Origin of the sequence: Methylomonas paludis (genome assembly GCF_018734325.1) — a bacterium.
Taxonomy (GTDB): domain Bacteria; phylum Pseudomonadota; class Gammaproteobacteria; order Methylococcales; family Methylomonadaceae; genus Methylomonas; species Methylomonas paludis.
In genome coordinates, this window is the sequence record NZ_CP073754.1 from 283,423 (window position 1) to 305,731 (window position 22,309).

General features: G+C 45.2%; 23 protein-coding genes. 14 read left to right on the forward strand and 9 right to left on the reverse strand.

Features of this window, described 5'->3' with window-relative positions; all coding sequences use genetic code 11:
* Positions 1-7: 7 nt before the first annotated feature.
* From kdsC to KEF85_RS01410, 12 genes are all read left to right on the forward strand, one after another.
* Positions 8-541 (forward strand): 3-deoxy-manno-octulosonate-8-phosphatase KdsC, encoded by a 534-nt coding sequence (kdsC, locus tag KEF85_RS01355; RefSeq protein WP_215582856.1) that lies wholly within the window; start codon positions 8-10, stop codon positions 539-541.
* Positions 538-1,107: an LPS export ABC transporter periplasmic protein LptC gene (gene lptC / locus KEF85_RS01360; RefSeq protein ID WP_215582858.1), complete on the forward strand. Its 570-nt coding sequence runs from the start codon at positions 538-540 to the stop codon at positions 1,105-1,107. The genes kdsC and lptC overlap by 4 nt, the downstream gene beginning before the upstream one ends.
* A gap of 37 nt (positions 1,108-1,144) precedes the next feature.
* Complete coding sequence (gene lptA, locus KEF85_RS01365; protein ID WP_246535010.1) at positions 1,145-1,600, forward strand: lipopolysaccharide transport periplasmic protein LptA; 456 nt, start codon at positions 1,145-1,147, stop codon at positions 1,598-1,600.
* Position 1,601: 1 nt separating this feature from the next.
* Entirely contained in the window at positions 1,602-2,327 is a 726-nt protein-coding gene (lptB, locus tag KEF85_RS01370; RefSeq protein WP_215582865.1) for an LPS export ABC transporter ATP-binding protein, read from the forward strand.
* A gap of 12 nt (positions 2,328-2,339) precedes the next feature.
* Positions 2,340-3,779 (forward strand): RNA polymerase factor sigma-54, encoded by a 1,440-nt coding sequence (locus KEF85_RS01375; RefSeq protein WP_215582866.1) that lies wholly within the window; start codon positions 2,340-2,342, stop codon positions 3,777-3,779.
* A gap of 42 nt (positions 3,780-3,821) precedes the next feature.
* On the forward strand, positions 3,822-4,112 hold the full coding sequence (gene hpf / locus KEF85_RS01380) for a ribosome hibernation-promoting factor, HPF/YfiA family (protein WP_215582867.1): 291 nt from the start codon (positions 3,822-3,824) through the stop codon (positions 4,110-4,112).
* Between the two features lie 51 nt (positions 4,113-4,163).
* Positions 4,164-5,033, forward strand: coding sequence for an RNase adapter RapZ (rapZ, locus tag KEF85_RS01385; RefSeq protein ID WP_215582869.1), 870 nt, complete (start codon positions 4,164-4,166; stop codon positions 5,031-5,033).
* A gap of 150 nt (positions 5,034-5,183) precedes the next feature.
* Positions 5,184-5,921, forward strand: coding sequence for a septum site-determining protein MinC (minC, locus tag KEF85_RS01390; RefSeq protein ID WP_215582871.1), 738 nt, complete (start codon positions 5,184-5,186; stop codon positions 5,919-5,921).
* 148 nt (positions 5,922-6,069) lie between these two features.
* Positions 6,070-6,882, forward strand: coding sequence for a septum site-determining protein MinD (gene minD, locus KEF85_RS01395; protein ID WP_215582872.1), 813 nt, complete (start codon positions 6,070-6,072; stop codon positions 6,880-6,882).
* Positions 6,882-7,136 carry a cell division topological specificity factor MinE gene (minE, locus tag KEF85_RS01400; RefSeq protein ID WP_215582876.1) on the forward strand — a complete coding sequence of 85 codons (255 nt, stop codon included), beginning with the start codon at positions 6,882-6,884 and terminating at the stop codon, positions 7,134-7,136. Before minD ends, minE begins: the two co-directional genes overlap by 1 nt.
* A 106-nt stretch (positions 7,137-7,242) precedes the next feature.
* Entirely contained in the window at positions 7,243-7,440 is a 198-nt protein-coding gene (locus KEF85_RS01405; RefSeq protein ID WP_215582878.1) for a winged helix-turn-helix domain-containing protein, read from the forward strand.
* Positions 7,441-7,727: 287 nt separating this feature from the next.
* The gene (locus KEF85_RS01410; protein ID WP_215582881.1) at positions 7,728-10,340 is read left to right on the forward strand and encodes a glycosyltransferase; all 2,613 of its coding nucleotides are present in this window, start codon (positions 7,728-7,730) and stop codon (positions 10,338-10,340) included.
* 214 nt (positions 10,341-10,554) lie between these two features.
* Here KEF85_RS01410 and gltA read toward each other — a convergent pair whose 3' ends face one another.
* From gltA to KEF85_RS01450, 8 genes are all read right to left on the reverse strand, one after another.
* Entirely contained in the window at positions 10,555-11,850 is a 1,296-nt protein-coding gene (gltA, locus tag KEF85_RS01415; protein WP_215582882.1) for a citrate synthase, read from the reverse strand.
* A gap of 280 nt (positions 11,851-12,130) precedes the next feature.
* Entirely contained in the window at positions 12,131-12,550 is a 420-nt protein-coding gene (locus KEF85_RS01420) for a VanZ family protein (RefSeq protein ID WP_215582883.1), read from the reverse strand.
* A gap of 33 nt (positions 12,551-12,583) precedes the next feature.
* The gene (gene phoU, locus KEF85_RS01425; RefSeq protein ID WP_215582884.1) at positions 12,584-13,303 is read right to left on the reverse strand and encodes a phosphate signaling complex protein PhoU; all 720 of its coding nucleotides are present in this window, start codon (positions 13,301-13,303) and stop codon (positions 12,584-12,586) included.
* Between the two features lie 9 nt (positions 13,304-13,312).
* Positions 13,313-14,149 (reverse strand): phosphate ABC transporter ATP-binding protein PstB, encoded by an 837-nt coding sequence (pstB, locus tag KEF85_RS01430; protein ID WP_215582885.1) that lies wholly within the window; start codon positions 14,147-14,149, stop codon positions 13,313-13,315.
* A gap of 40 nt (positions 14,150-14,189) precedes the next feature.
* Positions 14,190-15,845 carry a phosphate ABC transporter permease PstA gene (gene pstA, locus KEF85_RS01435; RefSeq protein ID WP_215582891.1) on the reverse strand — a complete coding sequence of 552 codons (1,656 nt, stop codon included), beginning with the start codon at positions 15,843-15,845 and terminating at the stop codon, positions 14,190-14,192.
* The gene (locus KEF85_RS01440) at positions 15,842-18,121 is read right to left on the reverse strand and encodes an ABC transporter permease subunit (protein WP_215582892.1); all 2,280 of its coding nucleotides are present in this window, start codon (positions 18,119-18,121) and stop codon (positions 15,842-15,844) included. The genes pstA and KEF85_RS01440 overlap by 4 nt, the downstream gene beginning before the upstream one ends.
* A 198-nt stretch (positions 18,122-18,319) precedes the next feature.
* Positions 18,320-19,312, reverse strand: a complete 993-nt coding sequence (locus KEF85_RS01445) for a PstS family phosphate ABC transporter substrate-binding protein (protein WP_215582894.1) — start codon at positions 19,310-19,312, stop codon at positions 18,320-18,322.
* A gap of 137 nt (positions 19,313-19,449) precedes the next feature.
* Positions 19,450-19,953: a dihydrofolate reductase gene (locus KEF85_RS01450; protein WP_215582896.1), complete on the reverse strand. Its 504-nt coding sequence runs from the start codon at positions 19,951-19,953 to the stop codon at positions 19,450-19,452.
* Positions 19,954-20,005: 52 nt separating this feature from the next.
* Here KEF85_RS01450 and KEF85_RS01455 point away from each other — a divergent pair, with 52 nt between their 5' ends.
* Positions 20,006-21,019 carry an asparaginase domain-containing protein gene (locus tag KEF85_RS01455; protein ID WP_215582898.1) on the forward strand — a complete coding sequence of 338 codons (1,014 nt, stop codon included), beginning with the start codon at positions 20,006-20,008 and terminating at the stop codon, positions 21,017-21,019.
* A 109-nt stretch (positions 21,020-21,128) separates the two neighbouring features.
* On the opposite strand, the gene sodB is transcribed toward KEF85_RS01455, so the two are convergent.
* A complete protein-coding gene (gene sodB / locus KEF85_RS01460) occupies positions 21,129-21,710 on the reverse strand; it encodes a superoxide dismutase [Fe] (RefSeq protein WP_215582900.1) in 582 nt (193 codons plus the stop codon).
* 123 nt (positions 21,711-21,833) lie between these two features.
* Between sodB and KEF85_RS01465 the strand changes: the two genes are divergently transcribed.
* A complete protein-coding gene (locus KEF85_RS01465) occupies positions 21,834-22,307 on the forward strand; it encodes a CYTH domain-containing protein (RefSeq protein WP_215582902.1) in 474 nt (157 codons plus the stop codon).
* Positions 22,308-22,309: the final 2 nt, after the last annotated feature.

A 22,309-nucleotide genomic window follows, 5' to 3' on the forward strand; every position in this document is an offset into this window, starting at 1 on the left:
TTTTATAATGTTTGATTTGACTCCTGAACAAATAAATAAAATCAGACAATTGAAATTGTTGATTCTCGATGTTGACGGCGTTCTCACCGATGGCCGGCTGTTTTTCGATAATCAGGGTAATGAATACAAAAGCTTTCATGCCCGCGATGGGCATGGCCTAAAATTATTGATGCAAACCGGAGTGGAAATTGCTGTCATTTCCGGACGAAAATCGGCATCTGTTGCTGTGCGTATGCAACATTTGGGCATTAAGCATGTCTATCAGGGGCATGAAGACAAACGGCTAGCCTTGGCGGAAATATTAGGTAAACTGCAATTAAAGCCCGAGCAAGCCGCACATGTCGGTGATGATTTGCTGGATTTGCCAGTCATGAATCAGGTTGGTTTTGCCGTAGCGGTGCAAGATGCTAATTTTGCCGTCAAGCACTATGCCGATTGGTGTACAAAAACAGGTGGTGGTCAAGGTGCAGTACGCGAAGTATGTGATCTGATCATGCAAGTGCAAGGTAATTTCGAAACGGTGCTGCAAGCTTATCTATGATGGTTTGGCAAGAACTTAAGCTTTATCTGGGCCTGATAATAGTGGCACTATTATCCTGGGGCTTAGTGCGTTGGAACCAAGAACGTGACGTAGAAATGAAAATTGCAGAAAATAACCTGGATTTTTTTAGTTCCGGATATTATAAAAAACAAATGGATAGTGAAGGCTTACCAAAAAATCAGTTGTATGCGGATAAAATGCAGCACCAAAAAACTGATGGTGCAACATATTTAGAAAAACCGGTTATGACTCTATACAACCGTACCGGTCAATCGCCTTGGCTGATTAAATCCGAAACAGCAGTCTTGGCAGCCGATGGCGATAACCTGAAATTGAACGGTCAGACTTTGATCAGTCGTGAAGTTTCCGCGCGGAATAGCGCCTTGACTATCCATACCGCCGATTTGCAGGTCAAGTTGGACCGGAATTATGCTGAAACCCAAGCTTGGGCCGAAATTATTAGCCCGCCGAATCAGACTTCGGGTACCGGTATGGAAGTGACTTTTGTAAGTCCTATTAACCTGAATTTGTTAGCCAAGGTCAAAGGACGTTATGAGCTTAACTAAAATTATAAGCTGTTTTTTGCTGTTATTTTGCAGCGCCGTGTCAGCGCTCGAGACCGACTCGGAACAGCCTATCTATATTGATTCAAATAAAGCCTATTACGATGAAAAGCAGCAAACCAGTACCTATACCGGTAATGTGTTTGCTACCCAGGGTAGTATTCGCATCGATGCTGAAAAATTGGTTGTTTATATGAAGGACGGTAATATCACTAAGCTGGTGGCAACCGGAACACCGTCTAAATTCAAGCAATTGCCGGCAGTCGGCAAAGAAGAAATCTATGGCGAGGGATTGATTAACGAGTTCTATCCCGATAAAAACTTGTTGATTTTTATGCAAAACGCTTCGGTTTGGCAAGGTGACGCCAAACAATCCAGCGAATATATTGAATACGATACCAAGAATTCGCTATTGAAAGCTGGTGAAACCGCCTCAGACAGCAAACGGGTTCATTCTGTTATTAAACCCAAACAGCAATCACGGAAGGCGGAATGATATGGCACGATTAGTGTCGGAAAACCTGTATAAAAGCTATAACAAGCGTAATGTGGTCAATGGTGTCAGTCTGGAAGTCAAAACCGGCGAAGTGGTTGGCTTGCTTGGCCCAAATGGTGCAGGTAAGACCACCAGCTTCTATATGCTGGTAGGATTGGTGCGGGCAGATAGTGGTGAAATATTCCTCGATGATCAGCGCATCACCCTTTATCCCATGCATAGACGGGCGCGTTTGGGTATCGGCTACTTGGCCCAGGAAGCCTCAGTTTTTCGCAAACTGAGTGTAGAGGATAATCTGCGCGCGGTATTACAAATTCGTGATGATTTGACCAATGGTCAGATTGAGCTGATCATTGATGACTTGCTGGATGAATTTGGCATCAGTCATTTACGCCGGCAAACCGCTTTAGGCCTGTCGGGAGGAGAGCGTCGGCGTGTGGAAATTGCCAGAGCTTTGGCTTCCGACCCCCAATTTATATTGCTTGATGAACCATTTGCCGGCGTAGATCCTATATCTGTGCTGGAACTGCAAAAAATTATTGCTCACTTAAAACAGCGGGGTATCGGTATTTTGATTACCGAACATAAAGTTAGGGAAACCTTGGAAATTTGTGATCGTGCTTACATCCTGAACGGTGGTAAAGTTATCGCCGAGGGCCAGTCACAGCAGCTTGTCGATAATGAAGAAGTGCGCCGGGTTTATCTGGGCGACAAGTTTAGTTTATAGGTCAATTCAGTCATGAAACAATCCCTGCAACTCCGAATTGGTCAAAGTCTGACCATGACGCCACAATTGCAGCAGGCCATCAAACTCCTGCAAATGTCCACCCTGGATCTGCAACAGGAAATCCAGCAGGCGCTTGAGTCCAACATCATGCTCGAGCTTGATGACGAAGACTTGCAAAACCACGATTATCGCGAAAAAAAAATCGACAATACCGACCAAGTGACCAGCGAAGGGTCGCAGACCGATATGCCCGATGAGTTACCGGTTGACGTCAGTTGGGACGATGTTTATGAAAGCTCCTTGCCGGCAGGAGATGACGGCAGCAGTGAAGCCTTTGAATTCGAAACATTTCGCGGCAATGCCGAAACCGTACGCGACCATTTAATCTGGCAATTGGAAATGCTGCCGATATCTGACCGCGATTATGCAATTGCCGTGGCAATCATCGATGCGGTCAATAACGATGGTTATGTCTCCAGTGATCTGAACGATATTTTCCAGGGCTTGCAACAACAGCTGGATGGTCTGGAAAAAGACGAAGTACTGGCTGTATTGCATATGGTACAGAATTTTGACCCAGTTGGCGTGGCAGCTCTGGATTTGGCCGACTGCCTAGGCTTGCAATTGCAGCAATTACCCGACACCACGCCCTATAGACTCGAAGCTATTGATTTTGTCCGGCATCATCTTGATCTGTTGGCAAGCTGCGATCAAGCCAGATTAATGAAGCGGGTGGGATTAACTGAGGATCAACTGAAAGGCTTACTGGCGCTGATACGTACCTTGCAACCCAAGCCGGCAGCCAAATTACAGGAAGCCGATGTTGAATATGTAGTGCCCGATGTGTTCGTCTCCAAAATCAAAGACCAGTGGATAGTCAGCCTGAATCCGGATATTGCTCCAAAACTGCGCGTCAACCCGCTTTATTCAGCAATGATAAAACGTGCCGACAGCAGTCAGGATAATCTCAGTATGAAAAATCATTTGCAGGAGGCGCGCTGGTTTATCAAAAGCCTGCACAGCCGCAACGACACACTGTTGCGAGTTGCCAAAAGCATTGTTGAAAAGCAAGGTGATTTTTTCGAACATGGTGCCATCGCCATGAAGCCTATGGTACTCAGGGATATCGCCGAAGAACTGGAATTGCACGAATCAACCATTTCCAGGGTTACTACCCAAAAATACATGCATACCCCGCGTGGTGTCATCGAATTCAAATATTTTTTCTCCAGTCATGTCAGTACCGACGGAGGAGGCGAGTGCTCGGCAACTGCCATCAGAGCACTCATAAAAGAGTTGGTCGGAAACGAGAATCCAGCCAAACCATTAAGCGATAGTAAAATATCCGACTTATTGAACGAAAAAGGCATTAATGTCGCACGCCGCACCATTGCAAAATATCGCGAGGCGATGTCAATCCCGTCTACCAGCCAACGGAAAAGGCTTATTTAACCCGATCTGGAAGCAAATTTTTAGAACAGGAGGAGTAATTCCATGCAAATTAGTATCACAGGCCATCATGTCGAAGTCACCGATTCATTGAAATCACATATCGAAGACAAAATTGGTATTTTAAAACGCCATTTCGATAATGTTGTGGATATTCATGTCATTTTAACTGTGGAAAAGCTGGAACAAAAAGCCGAAGCAACCGTACAGATTAGTGGCGCAAAACTGTTTGCGGAAGATGTGCAGGCCGATATGTATGTCGCAATTGATAATATGGTCGATAAATTAGACAGACAAATCGTCAAATTTAAAGAAAAAAATCAAAACCACCGTTAATCGGAGTCAGGCGATACAAGATAATCAGCATAATCTTGTATCGCCAACATTATGAAACTGGTTATAGTCAGCGGATTGTCTGGTTCCGGCAAAAGTATCGCACTCGGTACTTTGGAGGATTGCGGTTATTACTGCATAGATAATTTGCCGGTACTGCTGCTGGAAGACTTTATCGATCATGTCATGCTCAAGGATAAAGTTACTTATAACAAAACCGCAATCGGCATTGATGCCAGAAACCGATCCGATAAACTTCAGGACTTCCCGACCGACTTAGAATTTATTCGCCGTAACGGCATAGATTGCCAAGTCATTTATATGGAAGCCGAAGAAGGCACCATTCTTAAGCGTTATAGCGAAACCCGCCGCCGCCATCCCCTGACCACCGAAAACAGATCGCTACGCGAAGCGCTGGATATAGAGCGTGAAATTTTACGACCTCTGGCAGGCTGCGCGGATATTGTGATTGATACCAGTTATACCCAATATCATCAATTGCGGGAAATGGTAAAAAACAAGATTGGAGAAACTGACAAAAGTGCCATGTCCATCCAGTTTCTGTCTTTTGGCTATAAATTTGGCATCCCTCTGGATGCCGACTTTGTTTTCGATGCCCGTAGCCTGCCAAATCCCTATTGGCTGCCGGAGTTAAGAGGCTTAACCGGTAAAGATAGCCAAGTCATGGACTTTCTGCAAAACGAACAGACCGTCATGGCGTTTTTACAGGATATCGGTCATTTCATTAGCCATTGGGCGCCCCATTTTCAAGCAGACAACCGCAGCTATTTAACCATAGCCATTGGCTGCACCGGCGGACAACATCGCTCGGTGTTTCTGGTTGAAGCCCTGAGCAAACAATGGCAGGGTGCTAGCGCCAATGTTATTGTCAGGCATCGGGAATTGCGCCAAATTCTGCCGTGATTCCGCCCAAGTAAGCGGAAAACATCAAATCTAATGCTGCAACTAGCATAAACTGGTAAACATTGGCCTTAAACAGTAATGCCCGTGTTTTTTTATCGGGAAAATGATAGTATTTGCCACACAATAGCCGATTACAAAATTGTAATGTCAATGGACACATTTTCCCCATCAAGAACTGCTATCGAGTTTAAAAGTGCTTCGCTTAGCGTCCCGGTTTTGATACTGGCTGATAATGATTTATTGGGGATTTCCCAACAACTGCGAGGAAAAATAGCCCAGGCTCCAGAGTTTTTTAAAAATTCGCCGGTTTTAATCGATTTTCAAAAACTGACTTCCCAGAATCTTGAGCTATCTGTCGCAGCCATCGTTGGTTTGCTGCGAGAATACAATTTCATGCCCATTGGTATTCGTGGTGGTACAGACAAGCAAAATGCCGAATCCTTAACCATGAGTTTGCCTGTACATACTGCGTCGACACAAAGTTCAGGCCAGAGCGAGAAGAAAACAAGTAGTAAAAAATTGTTAGCGCCAGAGCAGCAATCTGTGGTTATTAACAACCCGCCTGTCGAGAACAAACTCATTACCCAGCCAATTCGATCCGGGCAGCGAGTATATGCCAAAGGTGATCTGATTGTAACCGCTACGGTTAGCGCTGGTGCCGAAATACTGGCCGAAGGTAATATTCATATCTATGGCTCATTGCGTGGTCGGGCCTTGGCCGGTGTACTGGGTAACACGGAAAGCAGAATATTTTGTTCCGATTTACAGGCGGAATTAATCTCTATAGCCGGCATTTATCAGTTACGTGATGATTTAAGCCAACATGCAGCGCATATACCCTTACAAATCAGTTTGGAAAATCAAAAATTGATTATTAAACAAATTTAAGCGCTAATCAGCGAAATCCTGGCTTGTTAGTAGATCGGCTGAAACTTGTAGTCGCTCCATACGAAGCTTAGGCGGGTGAATTACAAACAGCATTTTTAATTCACACTGAGTAGTTACCAAATTTAAGTGTTTTCTTGGAGAAATAACATTGGCCAGAATAATCGTAGTAACGTCCGGCAAAGGTGGTGTGGGTAAGACCACGACCAGTGCGGCAATATCAATGGGTTTAGCAAAACGCGGCTATAAAACCGCTGTGATTGATTTTGATGTAGGCTTGCGCAATCTGGATTTAATCATGGGCTGTGAACGCAGGGTGGTTTATGATCTGGTTAATGTTATCAACAACGAAGCCACATTAAATCAGGCCTTAATCAGAGATAAGCGTTGTGATAATCTTTTCATTCTGCCGGCTTCGCAAACCCGTGATAAAGATGCTCTGACAACTGAAGGGGTTGGTAAAATCCTGGAAGAACTGGCCAAAGATTTTAAATACATCGTCTGCGATTCGCCGGCCGGTATAGAGCGTGGTGCCACGCTGGCCATGTATTTTGCCGATGATGCTTTTGTCGTCACCAATCCCGAAGTTTCGTCAGTGCGTGATTCCGATAGAATGTTGGGTATCTTATCCAGTAAATCACGGCGCGCTGAAAAAGGTGAAGAGCCAATTAAAGAATATTTGTTGCTGTCTCGTTACTCACCAGAGCGGGTTAAATTGGGTGAAATGTTAAGTGTTGATGATGTTCAGGAAATTTTATCGCTGCATTTATTGGGGGTAATTCCAGAATCAAAATCAGTTCTCAATGCATCAAATTCAGGGGTTCCCGTCATTTTGGATGAACAAAGTGATGCCGGACAAGCGTATGCCGACATCGTCGCCCGCTATCTTGGCGATAATAAACCGCATCGTTTTGTTGAAGAGGAGAAAAAAGGATTATTCAGTAAGTTGTTCGGGAGTAAATAATGAGTCTCTTGGATTATTTTAGATCGTCCAAACCTAACACTGCCTCGTTAGCAAAGGAGCGTTTGCAAATCCTGGTAGCCCATGAACGTTCAAGCCGCAATCAGCCATCCTATTTACCAAAATTACAGCAGGAGCTCTTGGCGGTAATCCGTAAATATGTCAATGTTAGTGACGATGCCATTTCAGTCAATTTTGAACAGGAAGGCAACCAGGAAACATTGGAACTCAATATTATTTTGCCTGATGGGCGTTAAGCGAACATGATAGATTTGCAACATCATAACTAAGTAGCTTTTTCATCAAGAATCAGCCAAATCACCTATGAATGTCAGTTTTTTTACGTAAATATGAGGAGATGAAATGATAGATGCAATTGGTGAATCTGCTGGAATAGTCTGGCAATTTCTGGATACTCAGGGCGAGTCCAGTGTCAATAAAATTAAAAACGAAACCGGGCTTAGCATAAATGATGTGCAAAGAGCTATCGGTTGGTTGGCAAAAGAAGATAAGCTTAATTTCGAGTTGAAAGGCCGAGTTGAAACTCTGTCCTTAAAATAAAGTCCAGCTTGCTTCTGTTTCGTTTAAGGCCGGCTTAATCAACTTATTTTAAATATGAAATTAGCTTATTTCAAAGTTTATGGTAAGTCTTAACCGGCTTTAAGCCGCGTTTTTTCAAAAGATAGGCATATCAAAATGTTCCCGGTGTCGCTCTGCCTGGCAAAGGTAGTCCGCCGGATATCCTGTCTCGAAATAAATAACTTAATAAAAATGCACAAATGAGTCGGAAATTCCGCTTCGTTTGACAATAAAAACAATTCCAAAGAGATTGGAGTATTTTTCTCGTAATGAAAGCCAAAATTGCTACGCTGTTTACCTTATTATTCCTAGTAGTCGTCAATCTGGGAATCTGGTCTTATGTGAATAACCCGTTGAAGCTGCCGTCATGGAATAAAACCATGATGGGACTAACCTTCAGTCCGATGCGCCGTGATTCCAATCCGCAAAAAGGCATTTATCCAACCAAAGAGCAAATAGGTGAGGATGTTGCACTATTGGTTGGTAAAGCCCATTCCATTAGAACCTATACCTCTTTGGAAGGCATGGAAGTCGTGCCGGAACTGGCGGCAAAATATGGTGAACATCTAGCCATGGGAGCTTGGATCGATAGCGATCTTGAGAAAAACCGTCGCGAAATAGAAAGCCTGATCACCCTTAGCAATCAATATCCCAAAGCCATCGTCAGAACTCTGGTAGGCAACGAAACGTTATTGCGCAAAGATGTCGATATTGAACAACTCATCGAATACATTCGTGAAGTAAAAAAACGTACCTGGAAACCAGTCAGCACATCTGAAACCTGGGATATATGGAAAGCCAACCCCGAACTGGTTAATGAAGTAGATTATATTGCCGTACATATCTTGCCATATTGGGAGGGCATCCCGCTGGAAGCAGCTGTGGATTACATTTTTGAACGTTACCATGATTTACAACAAACCTTTCCCGGTAAACAAATCGTCATTACCGAGGTTGGTTGGCCCTCAGATGGACAACCGTTCAAACATGCGACTGCCTCCCTGGCGAATCAGGCCAAATTTTTACGCGAATTTCTTAATCGCGCCAACGAAGAAAATCTGGTTTATTACGTAGTTGAAGCCTTTGACCAACCTTGGAAAATTAGTATCGAAGGTACTGCTGGTGCCTATTGGGGTCTGTTTAATGTCGACAGACAGCCTAAATTCCCAATGGAAGGCGATGTATTGGCCAATCCAGCTTGGCGCAACTGGGCCACAGGCGCAGCATTACTCAGCTTCATCTTAATGGCGGGGTTTTTATTCACCCGGAAAAGCTTAAAACTAACCGGCAAATTGTTTTTCGGCATTATCGCTAATCTGGCGGCCTCCGTTTTGTTCTGGTCAGCTTCCATTGCTGCCGCCCAGTATCAGACCGGATTTTCCGTGGTGTTTTGGGCGATTTTGCTGATGATGCAGGCGATGGCAGTTTTAGTCTTGTTGACCGAGAGCCTGGAGTTGGCCGAAGTACTGTGGCACAGAAAAGGCCGACGTACCTTTGCGCCATTGACCCCGCATCCCGAGTTCCGCTACCCAAAAATATCGGTACATTTACCTATCCACAACGAACCACCGGAAATGGTGCGTAAAACCCTGCAGGCCTTAGCCAGAGTGGATTACCCCAATCTCGAAGTGCTGGTCATGGACAATAACACCAAAGACCCGGCAATTTGGCAACCTGTCCAGCAGGATTGCCAGCGTCTCGGCCCCATGTTCCGCTTTTTCCATCTGGAAAATTGGCCTGGCTACAAAGCAGGTGCTATCAACTATGCCTTGGCCAACACCGCCAGCGATGCCGAGATTATTGCGGTCATAGACAGCGATTATATTTTGTCACCCGACTGGTTAAAATCCATGGTGCCGTATTTCGATCAAGAGAATGTCGGCTTTGTTCAATCCCCTCAGGATTACCGCGATCTGGAGCAAAGCTCTTTCAAAGAAATCTGTTACTGGGAATATGCCGGGTTTTTCAATATCGGCATGGTACAGCGTAATGAATATAACGCAATCATTCAGCACGGCACCATGACCATGATCCGCAAATCGGCTTTCGAAAAAGTGGGAGCTTGGGGTGAATGGTGTATTTGTGAAGACAGTGAATTAGGCCTGCGCCTCTATGAAGCCGGATATGACTCAGTTTATTGCAAAGAGTCATTTGGTAAAGGCTTGATGCCGGATACCTTCTCCGGCTATATGACGCAACGTTTTCGTTGGGTCTATGGCGCCATGCAGATCATCAAACGCCATTGGCGGCATTTTCTGCCTAATAAAAAGTCAGCTTTAACATCAGCCCAGCGTTATTATTTCGTTGCCGGCTGGCTGCCCTGGTTCTCAGATGCGCTGGCCTTATTATTTACCATTACCAGTCTGGTACTGACCGGCCTGATAGTTCAGGACCCAATACACAGCGAACTGCCGGTCAACGCCTTTTTGCTGCCCACCATTGGTCTGTTCGGCTTTAAGGTTTTGCGCGGATTATGGCTGTATAAAGCGCGGGTCAATTGTTCGCTGTTTCAGGCTTTCGGCGCGGCTTTAGCCGGTTTGTCCTTAACCCATACCGTTGCGCGCGGTACCCTGCAAGGTTTGTTTACCTCTGGTAAACCCTTTATGCGTACTCCGAAATACGAAACACAAGGGCCTTTGGTGGCTGGTTTATTAATCATCTGGCAGGAGTTGCTGCTGTTATCATTATTGGTTGCCGGCATAGTCATTATGCGATCCATTGAGCATTTTGATAACCTTAGCGGCAGATTATGGGTTGCGGTACTGGCTGTGCAATCTGTGCCCTATCTGGCTACCTTCTTAACCATCCTGATTAGCGTTGCGCCTAATTATCTGCCGGGTAAAAAATTATCGGCGGACGAACTGGACAGCGAGAATTTGTAGGGCAGATGAGCGCCAAGTCAAGTGTATCCCGTTTTGCGAATGCACTTGGCCGGGTCAGGGCAAGGGTAGGGACTTTTGATTGCCCCGTGGCGATAAGTCCGATAGTAAGAATTAATGTGGCTCAGGCGCGTATTTATAGACTCATGAGTCTATAAATACGCGCCCTGACCATGGCTGGTCAGAGCGGTTTGGTGTAGACAGTCGTTAAGAACAATTAACGACCGGAAATATACTTCACATCGCGTGCCGTCACGCCCTGATACAGCTGGCGTGGCCGGCCAATTTTCATTTCCGGATCAGAAATCATTTCATCCCATTGGGCAATCCAGCCAACCGAACGCGCCATAGCGAAGATAGCCGTAAACATTTCGGTTGGGATGCCTAAAGCCCGCAAGACGATACCGGAATAAAAGTCCACATTCGGATACAGCTTTCTTTCCACGAAGTACGGGTCTTCCAGAGCAATACGCTCCAGTTCCATTGCCAGTTTAAACATTTTATCGTCATGCAGGTTCAGTTCGTTTAACACCTCATGGCAGGTTTCCCGCATCAGCTTGGCGCGTGGGTCGTAGTTTTTATAAACCCGGTGACCAAACCCCATCAAGCGGAACGGGTCGTTTTTATCTTTAGCCTTGTTAACATATTCGCCAATTCTGGACACATCCCCGATTTGGGCCAACATATTCAGCACAGCTTCGTTAGCGCCGCCATGAGCAGCTCCCCACAAACAGGCTATGCCGGCCGCGACACAGGCGTAAGGATTGGCGCCGCTGGAACCAGCCAGTCGAACGGTAGAAGTCGATGCATTCTGCTCGTGATCGGCGTGTAAGATCAAAATTCTGTCCAGGGCCCGCACCAGTACCGGGTTGGCCAGATAATCATCGCCCGGGTCACCCATCATCATACGCAAAAAGTTTTCCGCATAGCCCAGTTTGCGCTTGGGATAAATAAACGGCATACCGATGCTGTACTTGTAACACATAGCCACCAGATTTGGCATCTTGGCAATCAGCCGAATAGCCGATATATAGCGGTCTTCCTTGCTGTTGATATCCATCACATCATGATAAAACGCAGACAAAGCGCCAACCACACCAACCAGAATCGCCATCGGGTGGGCATCACGGCGGAAGCCGCTATAAAACCGGCTTAATTGTTCATGTACCATGACGTGTTGACTGATATTAGTCACAAATCCCTTCATTTCGCCGCCATTCGGCAATTCGCCTTTCAGCAGCAAATAGCACACTTCCAAAAAGTCGCATTTTTCGGCTAATTGTTCAATAGGATAACCGCGATACAATAATATGCCGGCATCGCCGTCAATATAAGTAATTTTGGAAGTACAGCTGGCAGTAGAGGTAAAGCCCGGATCGTAAGTAAATAAACCGGTTTGCGCATATAAGCGACGTATATCGATAACATCGGCCCCAAGACTGCCGGAGACAATGGGTAGTTCGTGTTGCTGTTCTTGTTGATCTAGACGTAGATAGATTTTTTTATCAGCCATTATTTTGAGCTCCCGTTAAGTGCCGATGGGTGTCGGCATTAGGTCTTATTCTAATGCAAATCACCGTGCTATAGTTGCTCACACAGCAGCCTTAAAGTCTATAAATAGTAAATAGACTATTTCCCAAAATTGCTAATTAAGATAATAGCGGTAATTGTTTACGGATACTCAAAACCGTTGAGTGCTTGGTCGGTCAGAAGCCGGAACAACTTAAGCTTAAATAACAGCGCGGGTCGCTGATATTAAGCGACACCACGTTTCTGCACCCAAATTTGAGGAATCAGGCTTTATTGGTAGGAAAATGTTGATGGGTACGGTTCAGACGTGCCAGCCAATTAGCCAGTAGAATAGCGAAAATTGCCCCTAAAACATCGGCCATTAAGTCGGCAAAACTGGCATTTCTGGTAGGCACATACATTTGATACCATTCTTCCAAAGCACCGACAACCGACACAATCAGCAATGGAGCCGAAAATATGGATAGGCTGGGTTTGGAGCTAAGCAACAGACTGGCTGCGGAAGCCAACAGGCTCAACACTCCAAACGCAAAAAAGTGCGCTACCTTATCCAAACCTTCAATTTTGTCAAAAATTTCAGCCGAGGGATGGGAAGACTCCGTAAACAGAAGCCCTATCCACGCAACAATTACAACCACTAACACGATAGAACGCGACACCGGTGTGGAAATGTAATTCAGCATTATTTGAACCCCCTGGGGTATTGAGTATGATAATTAACGAGCTGTTTTCACAGTTTTTTCCAGCTCTTCCCTGCTGACATGGCGCACATCCTTACCTTTGACCATGTAAATAACATGTTCACAAACATTGCAGGCATGATCGCCTATACGTTCCAACGCTCTGGCAGTCCACAGCATATCCAGGGCACGGGTAATGTTTCTGGGATTTTCCATCATCTGGGTAATCAGCTGCCGGGTGATACTGGTATATTCTCTATCGACTTTGGTGTCCTGAGCGGTAATCTCTATCACCTCTTCAACATCGGTTCTGGCATAGGCATCCAATGCCCCATTCAGCATGTCTTTTACCAATTCCAGTAAATGTTCAATTTCGTAGTATTTATCCTGATAATAATCAGAACCTTCCAGACGCATAGTCATACGGGCAATGCGAGCCGCCTCATCACCAATACGCTCCAGATCTGTAATAATTTTAATGGTTGCAATCAACATACGCAAATCAAATGCTGCCGGTTGGCGTCTGGCCATGATTTCCGTGCATTCATGGTCTATGTCTTTTTCCAGCTCATTAACCAGTTGATCCTGTTTGACTACAGTTTCCGCGCCCTCCATGTCATAACCCATAAAGGCTTTGGTGGCCAGATCAACCTGTTGTTCCACCAGGCCACCCATAGCAAGCACTTTATTGCGAATATCTTCCATCTCCTCATTAAATTGCCGGGAAATGTGTTGTTTAATTTTGTTATTGTCCATGGGGTTCTCTTAACCGTAGCGACCAGTAATGTAATCTTCAGTTTGTTTCTTGGTTGGATTGGTAAACAGTTCACTGGTTTCACCAAATTCAATCAACTCTCCCATATACATGAAGGCGGTATAATCGGAAACCCGCGCAGCCTGCTGCATATTATGGGTAACAATCACTATGGTATATTTGTCCTTTAATTCGTTGATAAGTTCTTCAATTTTTAAAGTCGAAATCGGATCAAGCGCAGAAGCCGGCTCATCCAGCAAAATCACCTCAGGTTCAATAGCAATTGCTCTTGCAATTACCAGCCGTTGCTGCTGTCCACCCGAAATGCCCAGGGCATTATCATTTAGCCTATGTTTCACTTCGTCCCAGAGTGCCGCGCCGCGCAAGGATTTTTCAACCACCTCGTCCAAAATTTGCCGGTCATTAATGCCCTGAATTCTCAGGCCATAAGCAACGTTTTCATAAATAGTTTTCGGAAACGGATTAGGTTTTTGAAAAACCATGCCCACCCGGCGCCGTAATGCCGATACATTAACTGATTTAGCGTAAATATCTTCATCATCCAGCAATATCTTACCTTTTATGCTGACCCCATCCACCAGATCGTTCATCCGATTGATACAGCGCAGCAAAGTTGATTTTCCGCAGCCGCTGGGGCCAATATAGGCGGTCACCTTCTTTCTGGGCATAGACATGTTAATGTTATGCAAAGCCTGTTTTTCGCCATAAAACAGATCAAGATTTTCAATCTTGATGCAGGTTTGAATATTGCCTGATTGTTGAGATTTATCGTCCCGGTTCAAAGCATTAATATCAATACCATGGGTACGTGTTGGTGCTGTCGTCATCGTTTTATTCCAGAGCCGTCAGGATATATTGAATAGCAGTTTAATTTTCAAGTGCACGATATTTTTCCCGCAGATTATTACGAATAGCTATCGCAAACATATTCAGGCCAATAATCACCAGCACCAATAGCAATGAAGTCGCATAAACCAAAGGCCGTGCCGCTTCAACATTGGGACTTTGAAAACCTACATCATAGATATGAAAGCCCAAATGCATAAACTTGCGATCAAGATGCAGGTAAGGAAAATTACCGTCCAGCGGTAAAGTCGGGGCAAGTTTAACCACGCCCACCAGCATCAACGGAGCCACTTCACCGGCTGCCCGCGCCACTGCCAGGATCAGGCCGGTCATAATCGCCGGACTCGCCATAGGCAACACCGTACGCCATAAAGTTTCCGCTTTGGTAGCGCCTAAAGCCAGGCTGCCTTCACGAATGGATTTGGGAATACGCGACAACCCTTCCTCGGTGGCTACAATTACAACCGGCAAGGTTAGCAAGGCCAGAGTCAGCGATGCCCACAACAAACCAGGAGTGCCAAACACCGGGGCAGGGGCCGCTTCTGGAAAAAACACCTTGTCAAGACCGCTGCCGATAATATAGACAAAAAAACCTAAACCAAATACCCCGTAAACAATAGAAGGTACACCAGCCAGATTATTAACCGAAATCCGGATGATACGGGTTATCAGACCTTGCTTGGCATATTCACGCAGATAAACAGCGGCAACCACACCAAACGGAGTAACCACCACAGCCATCAGCATTACCATCAAAACAGTTCCGAAAATGGCTGGAAATATCCCACCTTCAGTATTAGCTTCACGTGGATCATCACTGACAAAACTGATGAAATTTGAAATATATTCAAAAGTTTTATCGACCACACTCATCTGGTTGGGCCTAGTCAATTTTACCACTCTGGCTAAAGGGATGGATATTTCCTTATTACCGGCCTCAGTTACCACCAAACTATACAGTTTCAACTCCTTATTAAGGCCGCCCAGTTGTTCCTGTATGGTTTTGTATTCTTGCTCATAGTGCAGTTTTTTGGCAGCAAATTCGGCCTGATCCTTATCCTGCCACTGGCTTTTTAACTCCAAGGCGCGTTGTTTAAGCCGTAAACGCTCCAGATCATAATTGATGGCACCCACTTTTTTATTTTGCAAGTGATCAATTTCCTTCCGAAGTTGAAGCGCCCTGCTGAGTTTTTCCTGAGCCACCGGCCAGGCTTGTGTGCCTTCCGCGATCAACTTGCCACTTTCTTTAACTGCCGACAAACGACCATAGAAATTGCCCCACTCCCGGCGTTCAATACTAATTAAATCATCAGGCTCTGATTTACTCAGTACATATTGATCCTGTATCCAGCGAAAATCACTGCCCAAAACATCCCTATTGCCGGTTTTCACCAAATGCTGCACTAAATATTCACCGTTATTCAGCAATTCATGTCCTGCTGCTCTGGCCTGTGCCGCTGGTAGCAATGAAGTAGCCACTTCTTCGCCGATGATCAGGCTTTCCGGGCTATTCTGATCCTGATAATGATATTCAACAATATTCGCCGGCCAGAAATGGCCTAAGCCACGTACAGCAATCAGTAACAATAATCCCACAACCAGAATCAAATTGATGCTGACAGCGCCGGCGGTCATCCATATCCACGGAGAACCGCTTCTAAACCATGCTTTTATCATAATGAACTGTATTTTTGTCTTAGATTCTGACGGACAATTTCCGCCAGGGTATTGACGATAAATGTAAACATAAACAGCACCAAAGCTGCAAAAAACAATACCCGGTAATGAGTGCTGTTGACCTCAGATTCCGGCATTTCTACAGCAATATTGGCGGATAGTGTGCGTAAACCCTGAAAAATACTCAAATCCATCACCGGTGTATTCCCGGTTGCCATCAAAACAATCATGGTTTCGCCGACCGCTCGGCCAAAACCGATCATAATCGCCGAGAAAATCCCCGGACTGGCGGTCAGCAAAACTACCTTAGTCATTGTTTGCCAAGGTGTCGCGCCCAAAGCCAAAGAGCCGGTGGTCAAATGTTTGGGAACACTAAAAATAGCATCTTCGGCAATGGAAAATATCATCGGGATCACCGCAAAACCCATGGCCAAACCCACTACCAAAGTGTTGCGTTGATCGTAACCTATACCCAGAGTAGTATTCATCCAGGTGCGTAAATCACCGTTAAAGAACACATCATCAATTAGCGGACTAATCGCAAACGCCAGCCAGCCACATAATAGAATCACAGGTATCAGTACCAGAGAATCCCAGCCTTCAGGAACTTTATGACGCAATGCCTTAGGGATTTTTTGCCAGGCAAAAGCAAAGCCCATAATGCCTAGCGGTACCGCCATTAATAAAGTAAAGATGCCGGTTAAATGAACTTCAACAAAGGGAGCCAGCCATAAACCTGCTAAAAAGCCTAAAATAACCGTTGGTAAAGCGCCCATAATCTCAATGCCGGGCTTAACATATTGGCGGATTCTGGGAACCATAAAATAACCGGTATAAATAGCCCCAAACAAAGACAAAGGTATGGCCACCAGCATGGCATAAAATGAAGCTTTGATAGTGCCGAATACCAAGGGTACCAAACTCATTTTCGGTTCAAAATCATTGCTGGCTGAAGAAGATTGCCAAATATAATCCGGTTTTGGATAGCTTTCATACCAAACTTTTTGCCACAAAGATGCCAGTGAAACTTCCGGGTGTTCATTTTCCACCGTCCAAAAATTTATTTGGCCGTCAGTGGTTTCCACCAGCATGGCATTGGCACGCGGCGACAAAGTAATGGCGTCTGGTTTGCCGGTGCCAATTTTTTCTTTGATCAGTTCGCGTTCGGCTGTGGTGTTATAAATACCAAAATTGCCATCGGTATCCGCGACCAGCATGCCTTTCCGGCGTTGTTCAGGGCTAATGGCCTTAATAGGAGCGTCAGAAACTTTAAATACGCGTAATTTTTCCACGCTAAAATGATTTTGCGCGTCCCGGACTATGCTCCATTGCGATAATAAGCCGCTGCTGTCCCCAATTAACAAGGAAATATCCCCATTCAAAAAATCCATACTGGTGATAGAGGTGCCCTGACTAACTACACTCAGTTTATGCTTGATAATCGGCTTAGTTTTATCGTTAATATCAAAAACAGTCAGATCGCCTTGCTGATTAGCCAGATACAAATTACGCTGGACTTTATCAACCAGCATAAAATCAACCTGACCGCCCACATCGGCCAGCAGGCTTTCATTACGTTCCAGCCCGGCTTCATCGTCAAATAGCGAGGCTTTTTTACTTAAATTGCACAAAATAACCCGGTTGTCAGCCGTTTTTGCCAGCAGAATATTATTTTTTTCGCTGAGTTTAACCTCAACTTGCTGCAAAGCATGGCCTTGGCTATCAACAACAATGGCCTCTTTACCCAAAGGGTAGAGTAGCGTAGGGGTAATCAAGCGCTTATTGCCAATATAGCTCAGCTTGTAATCATGTTTGGCAACTACAGCCCGGCCATCTGACAAACCATAAATCACCTCACCATTTTCGAAGCTGCCGTGGCCAAAGCTGACAATTTGAGCCTGGTCAGGAATCGGCAGACTTTCAATGGCGATGGTTTTACCGTCAGGCACACTAAAAAACACCGCCTTACCGGTATCGGTAAAACGTACAGCCACTTCATTCTGTTCTTCCATGGCCAGAAACACAGTATTACCCAGCTGTGGCTCAGGACTGGCGTAACGACCTATATCTGTCGCATGAGCAGGCAGCAGTAGCGGAAATACCACATACAACAAATAAAAGAAAATCAGCACAATGGCCATAATAATGCTTAAGCCGCCGATAGTAACGCAATAGGCGGCAAGCTTGTCTTTCAACAAACGCCAGCGCTGACGCTGATCACCGGTAGAGATTTGTAGCAGAGAATAATTAGATTGATTTGAAATTTTTTCAGGCATAACTGAGAGTCAGTGAGACGTATTTGTCATTTGGTCATGGCGCGACATAAAAATAGAAAAGCCGACAACAGCTTTAGCGGTTATCGGCTTATTATCTACAAAATCTGATGCTATCGCAGAAAGAAATCAGATAATTTTGTCTAGCCATCCTTTGCAGCATCCTTGCTTAAACTCCCTGTTTCAGCAATCCTTGCAAAATTATTGGATTAGCGTCAACGCTTTTTCCACGGTTTTACTTGGTAAAGGAATATATCCATCTTTAATTACCACTTGCTGACCAGTTTTGGACAACACCATTTTCAGAAACTCCTTCTCTAACGGAGCAAGCGGCTCATTCGGTTTTTTATTCACGTAAACATACAGAAAACGAGATAAAGGATAGGCACCGGAAATAGCATTTTCAGGGGAAGGCTCTACAAAAGCTTCGCCATCTTTACGCGCTAAAGCAATCGCCTTAACACCGGAAGTTGAATAGCCGATCCCGGAATAACCGATACCGTTAGCAGAAGTGGTAATACCTTGCACCACAGAAGCCGAACCGGGCTGTTCATTAACATTGCTTTTAAAGTCGCCTTTGCATAAGGCTTCATCTTTAAAGAAGCCATAAGTGCCGGAAACTGAATTACGGCCATACAACTGAATGGGCTTGCCGGCCCAGCCACCGGTCAGACCGGCTTGTCCCCAAGTACTGATATCAGTCGCAAAACCACATTTACGGGTTGAAGACATGATGGCATCCACTTGTGGAATCGACAAACCAGTCACCGGGTTGTCTTTGTTGACAAATACAGCCAGCGCATCAATGGCAACAGGTATCGCAGTTGGTTTATAACCATATTTGCTTTCGAAATCATCAATTTCATTATCTTTCATCTTGCGGCTCATTGGGCCGAGATTAGCAGTGCCTTCTGCCAGAGCCGGTGGTGCAGTTGAAGACCCGGCGGCTTGAATCTGAATATTAACATTAGGATAAATCTTGCCGAACTCTTCAGCCCACAATGTCATCAGATTGGCCAGAGTATCGGAGCCAACACTGGAAATATTGCCTGAAACGCCGCTGGCTTGAGTATATTCAGGCAGCGCAGGGTCCAGAGTGGCAGGGGCAGCAGCCAAGGCATCATTAGCGATCAGCGCAGACGAGACAAAGCCAAATCCAAGAATGAGCGACTTCAGCTGAAATGGTGTTTTCATATTGTTTTTCATAAAGAGTATTTTAGAATCTAGTTACATATTGCCAAGATAGCATGACAATAGTATGAAGCAAATATGACAGTTTTGTGACAACTTTACAATCCTATTGGCCCTTGGCTTGGGATAAGCCCGTCAGTTCAGAGCCTATCTGGAGGTGGATTGCGTTTCAGTTTGGAAAAACTATAATTAAAATCAACGTTTGTGTCGTTGTTTATGGCTTCATTCTCAACTTCAAGCCACTCCTCGGCAACAATTTCCGGAAAATAAGTATCTCCGGCAAAATCTTTATTTATCCTGGTCAAATACAAAAAATCAGCATTAGGCAACAAACTTTCATATAAAGTGGCGCCACCGATCACAAACACTTCCAGGTTGCTTTGGCACAGATGCAGGGCATCTGCAATGCTGCTCGCCGTCTGACAGCCAGATACCAGATAATCGGGATTTGAACTGATAATAATATTGCTACGTCCAGGCAGAGGCTTACCTATCGCTTCAAAGGTTTTTCTGCCCATCAAAATTGGCGCACCCCAGGTGATTTGCTTAAACCGCTTAAGATCTGCTGGCAAATGCCAGGGCATTTTACCATTTACGCCAATCACACGATTACTCGCCATGGCAACAATCAGTGATATTTTCATGGTTTACGTTTATGATGCCCGGCTTTAAGATTCAAGGGTTGCATATAATACTATGAAAAACATCTTAGTGGTTTTCACCGGCGGCACCATCGGTTCTCAGGTAGTGCAGGGCACTATTGATACCAGTAAAACAACTGGTCGCCAACTGCTACAGATATTCAGCACAGCAGATCATGCTTCGCAGGCCGTCAATTTCAAAGCCATTCAGCCCTTAGAAATACTCAGCGAAAATTTGCGTCCCAGTGATTGGCCGCTCATGATCGCGGCTATTGAAGCCGAGGAGCTCTGTCAATTTCACGGCATTATCCTAACCCACGGTACAGACACCCTGGCATTCAGTGCTGCTGCGTTGGGTCTGTATTTTAATAGCTTAAAAATTCCACTGTTGCTGGTTTCCAGTGATTTGCCACTGGCAGATGTCAATGCCAACGGCTTGTCAAATTTTCAGGCAGCCGTAGCCTTTATCAGGCAGTTCAGCTTAAGCGGCGTATACGTCCCCTATAAAAATTTTGGGCAAACCCTGCGGATTTATCGGGCAACCCGCCTGCTATCCTGTTTACCATTATCCGGTGATTTTAGCGGCGTACAGTCCAAAAGCTTTATGACTTATACAGATGGCCGCTTTCATAGTCAGGAGCTGGCAGAAAGGCCCAATGTTAAACCTATCGCCTTACAGGCCAATTTTGCCGCGCGAATCTTACTGATCAAGCCCTATCCAGGTTTGGATTATCGGCACTTCAATCTGGAGGGAGTGGATGCGGTACTGCATGATCTCTATCACTCCGGCACCGCCTGTACAGTATCAGGTTCAGGGGATTTCAATAATTTGCTGGAATTTAGCCAAATTTGTCGGCAGCGCGACATCAAGGTATATCTGGCGCCGGCCATCAAGACCGAGCAGAGCTACCGCTCCACACAGGCATTACTGGCAGCAGGTCTGCACATCATCTGGAATACCACTCTGGAAGTGGCATATGTAAAACTGTTGCTGGCTTACGGCAATTTTAGCGACCCTAAAGCCGTCTCAGGCTTTCTGGAACAAAATATTGCCAATGAATTGATTTGACAGCGGCTGGCTTCTCAATCGAAGTGAGTAGTAAAGCTTAAGCTGGTAGTGCTGAAAGTATTTGAATGGGGGGCGGGTTAGGCATTAACCTAACCCGCATCCTACAGAATTATGCTGCGAAATTTGCGCTGGCAAAATCCCAATTGACTAAAGCCCAAAATGCTTCCAGATATTTTGGACGCAAGTTGCGGAAGTCAATGTAATAAGCATGTTCCCAGACATCAACAGTCAACAATGGGGTTTTCTCGGTAGTTAATGGTGTGGCGGCATTGCTGGTGCTAACCAGACCCAGGCTGCCGTCAGGATTTTTTACCAGCCAGGCCCAGCCGGAACCAAAAGTGGTCACTGCCGTTTTGTTGAATTCTTCTTTGAATTTCTCAAAAGAACCAAAAGCCTTGTCTATGGCTTCGGCCAAAGCACCAGTTGGTGCGCCGCCGCCGTTAGGAGAAAGGCTGTGCCAGTAAAAAGTGTGATTCCATACTTGGGCTGCATTGTTAAAAATGCCGCCACTGGATTTCTTAACGATTTCTTCCAGCGTCAGACCTTCAAACTCAGTGCCCGGTACCAGATTGTTCAGGTTGGTCACATAGGTTTGATGATGTTTGCCGTAGTGGTACTCAATTGTTTCCACTGAAATGTGCGGAGCCAGAGCGTCTTTTGGGTACGGTAATGCAGGTAATTCGAAAGTCATCTTAATTCTCCATAATAAATGAACAGCAACAGTTAGGCGCGGGCGGCGAGCCTTTGACCTAATTACCAAGTATTATAATAAAGAATTATCCAAGCGCACTAAAACTAAAAATGAGGAGAGTTGATGGCACTAGAAATTGAACACAAATTTCTGCTGGCAAATGATGACTGGCGTACAGAAGTACAGAGTTCGGTGTATTACAAACAGGCATATCTAAGCAGCAGTCCGACCAGCTCAATACGGGTCAGAATATCCGACAGTCAGGCTTGGCTGAATCTAAAAAGTGCGACTATCGGCAATCACCGCCTGGAGTTCGAATACGAAATACCCTTGGTTGATGCCGATACCATCATCACCGAACTATGCGTCAAGCCCTGGATAGAAAAGCAGCGCCATTTTATTGCCCGGGATGGGCATGTCTGGGAAATCGACGAATTTTTTGGAGACAATGCTGGTCTGATTGTAGCCGAAATAGAATTGTTGCAAATTGACGAATCCTTTGCCAAACCTAGCTGGATAGGGGTAGAAGTCACACATGATTTGCGTTACTACAACAACAATTTAGCCAAACATGCATTTAAGGACTGGAATAAATAACA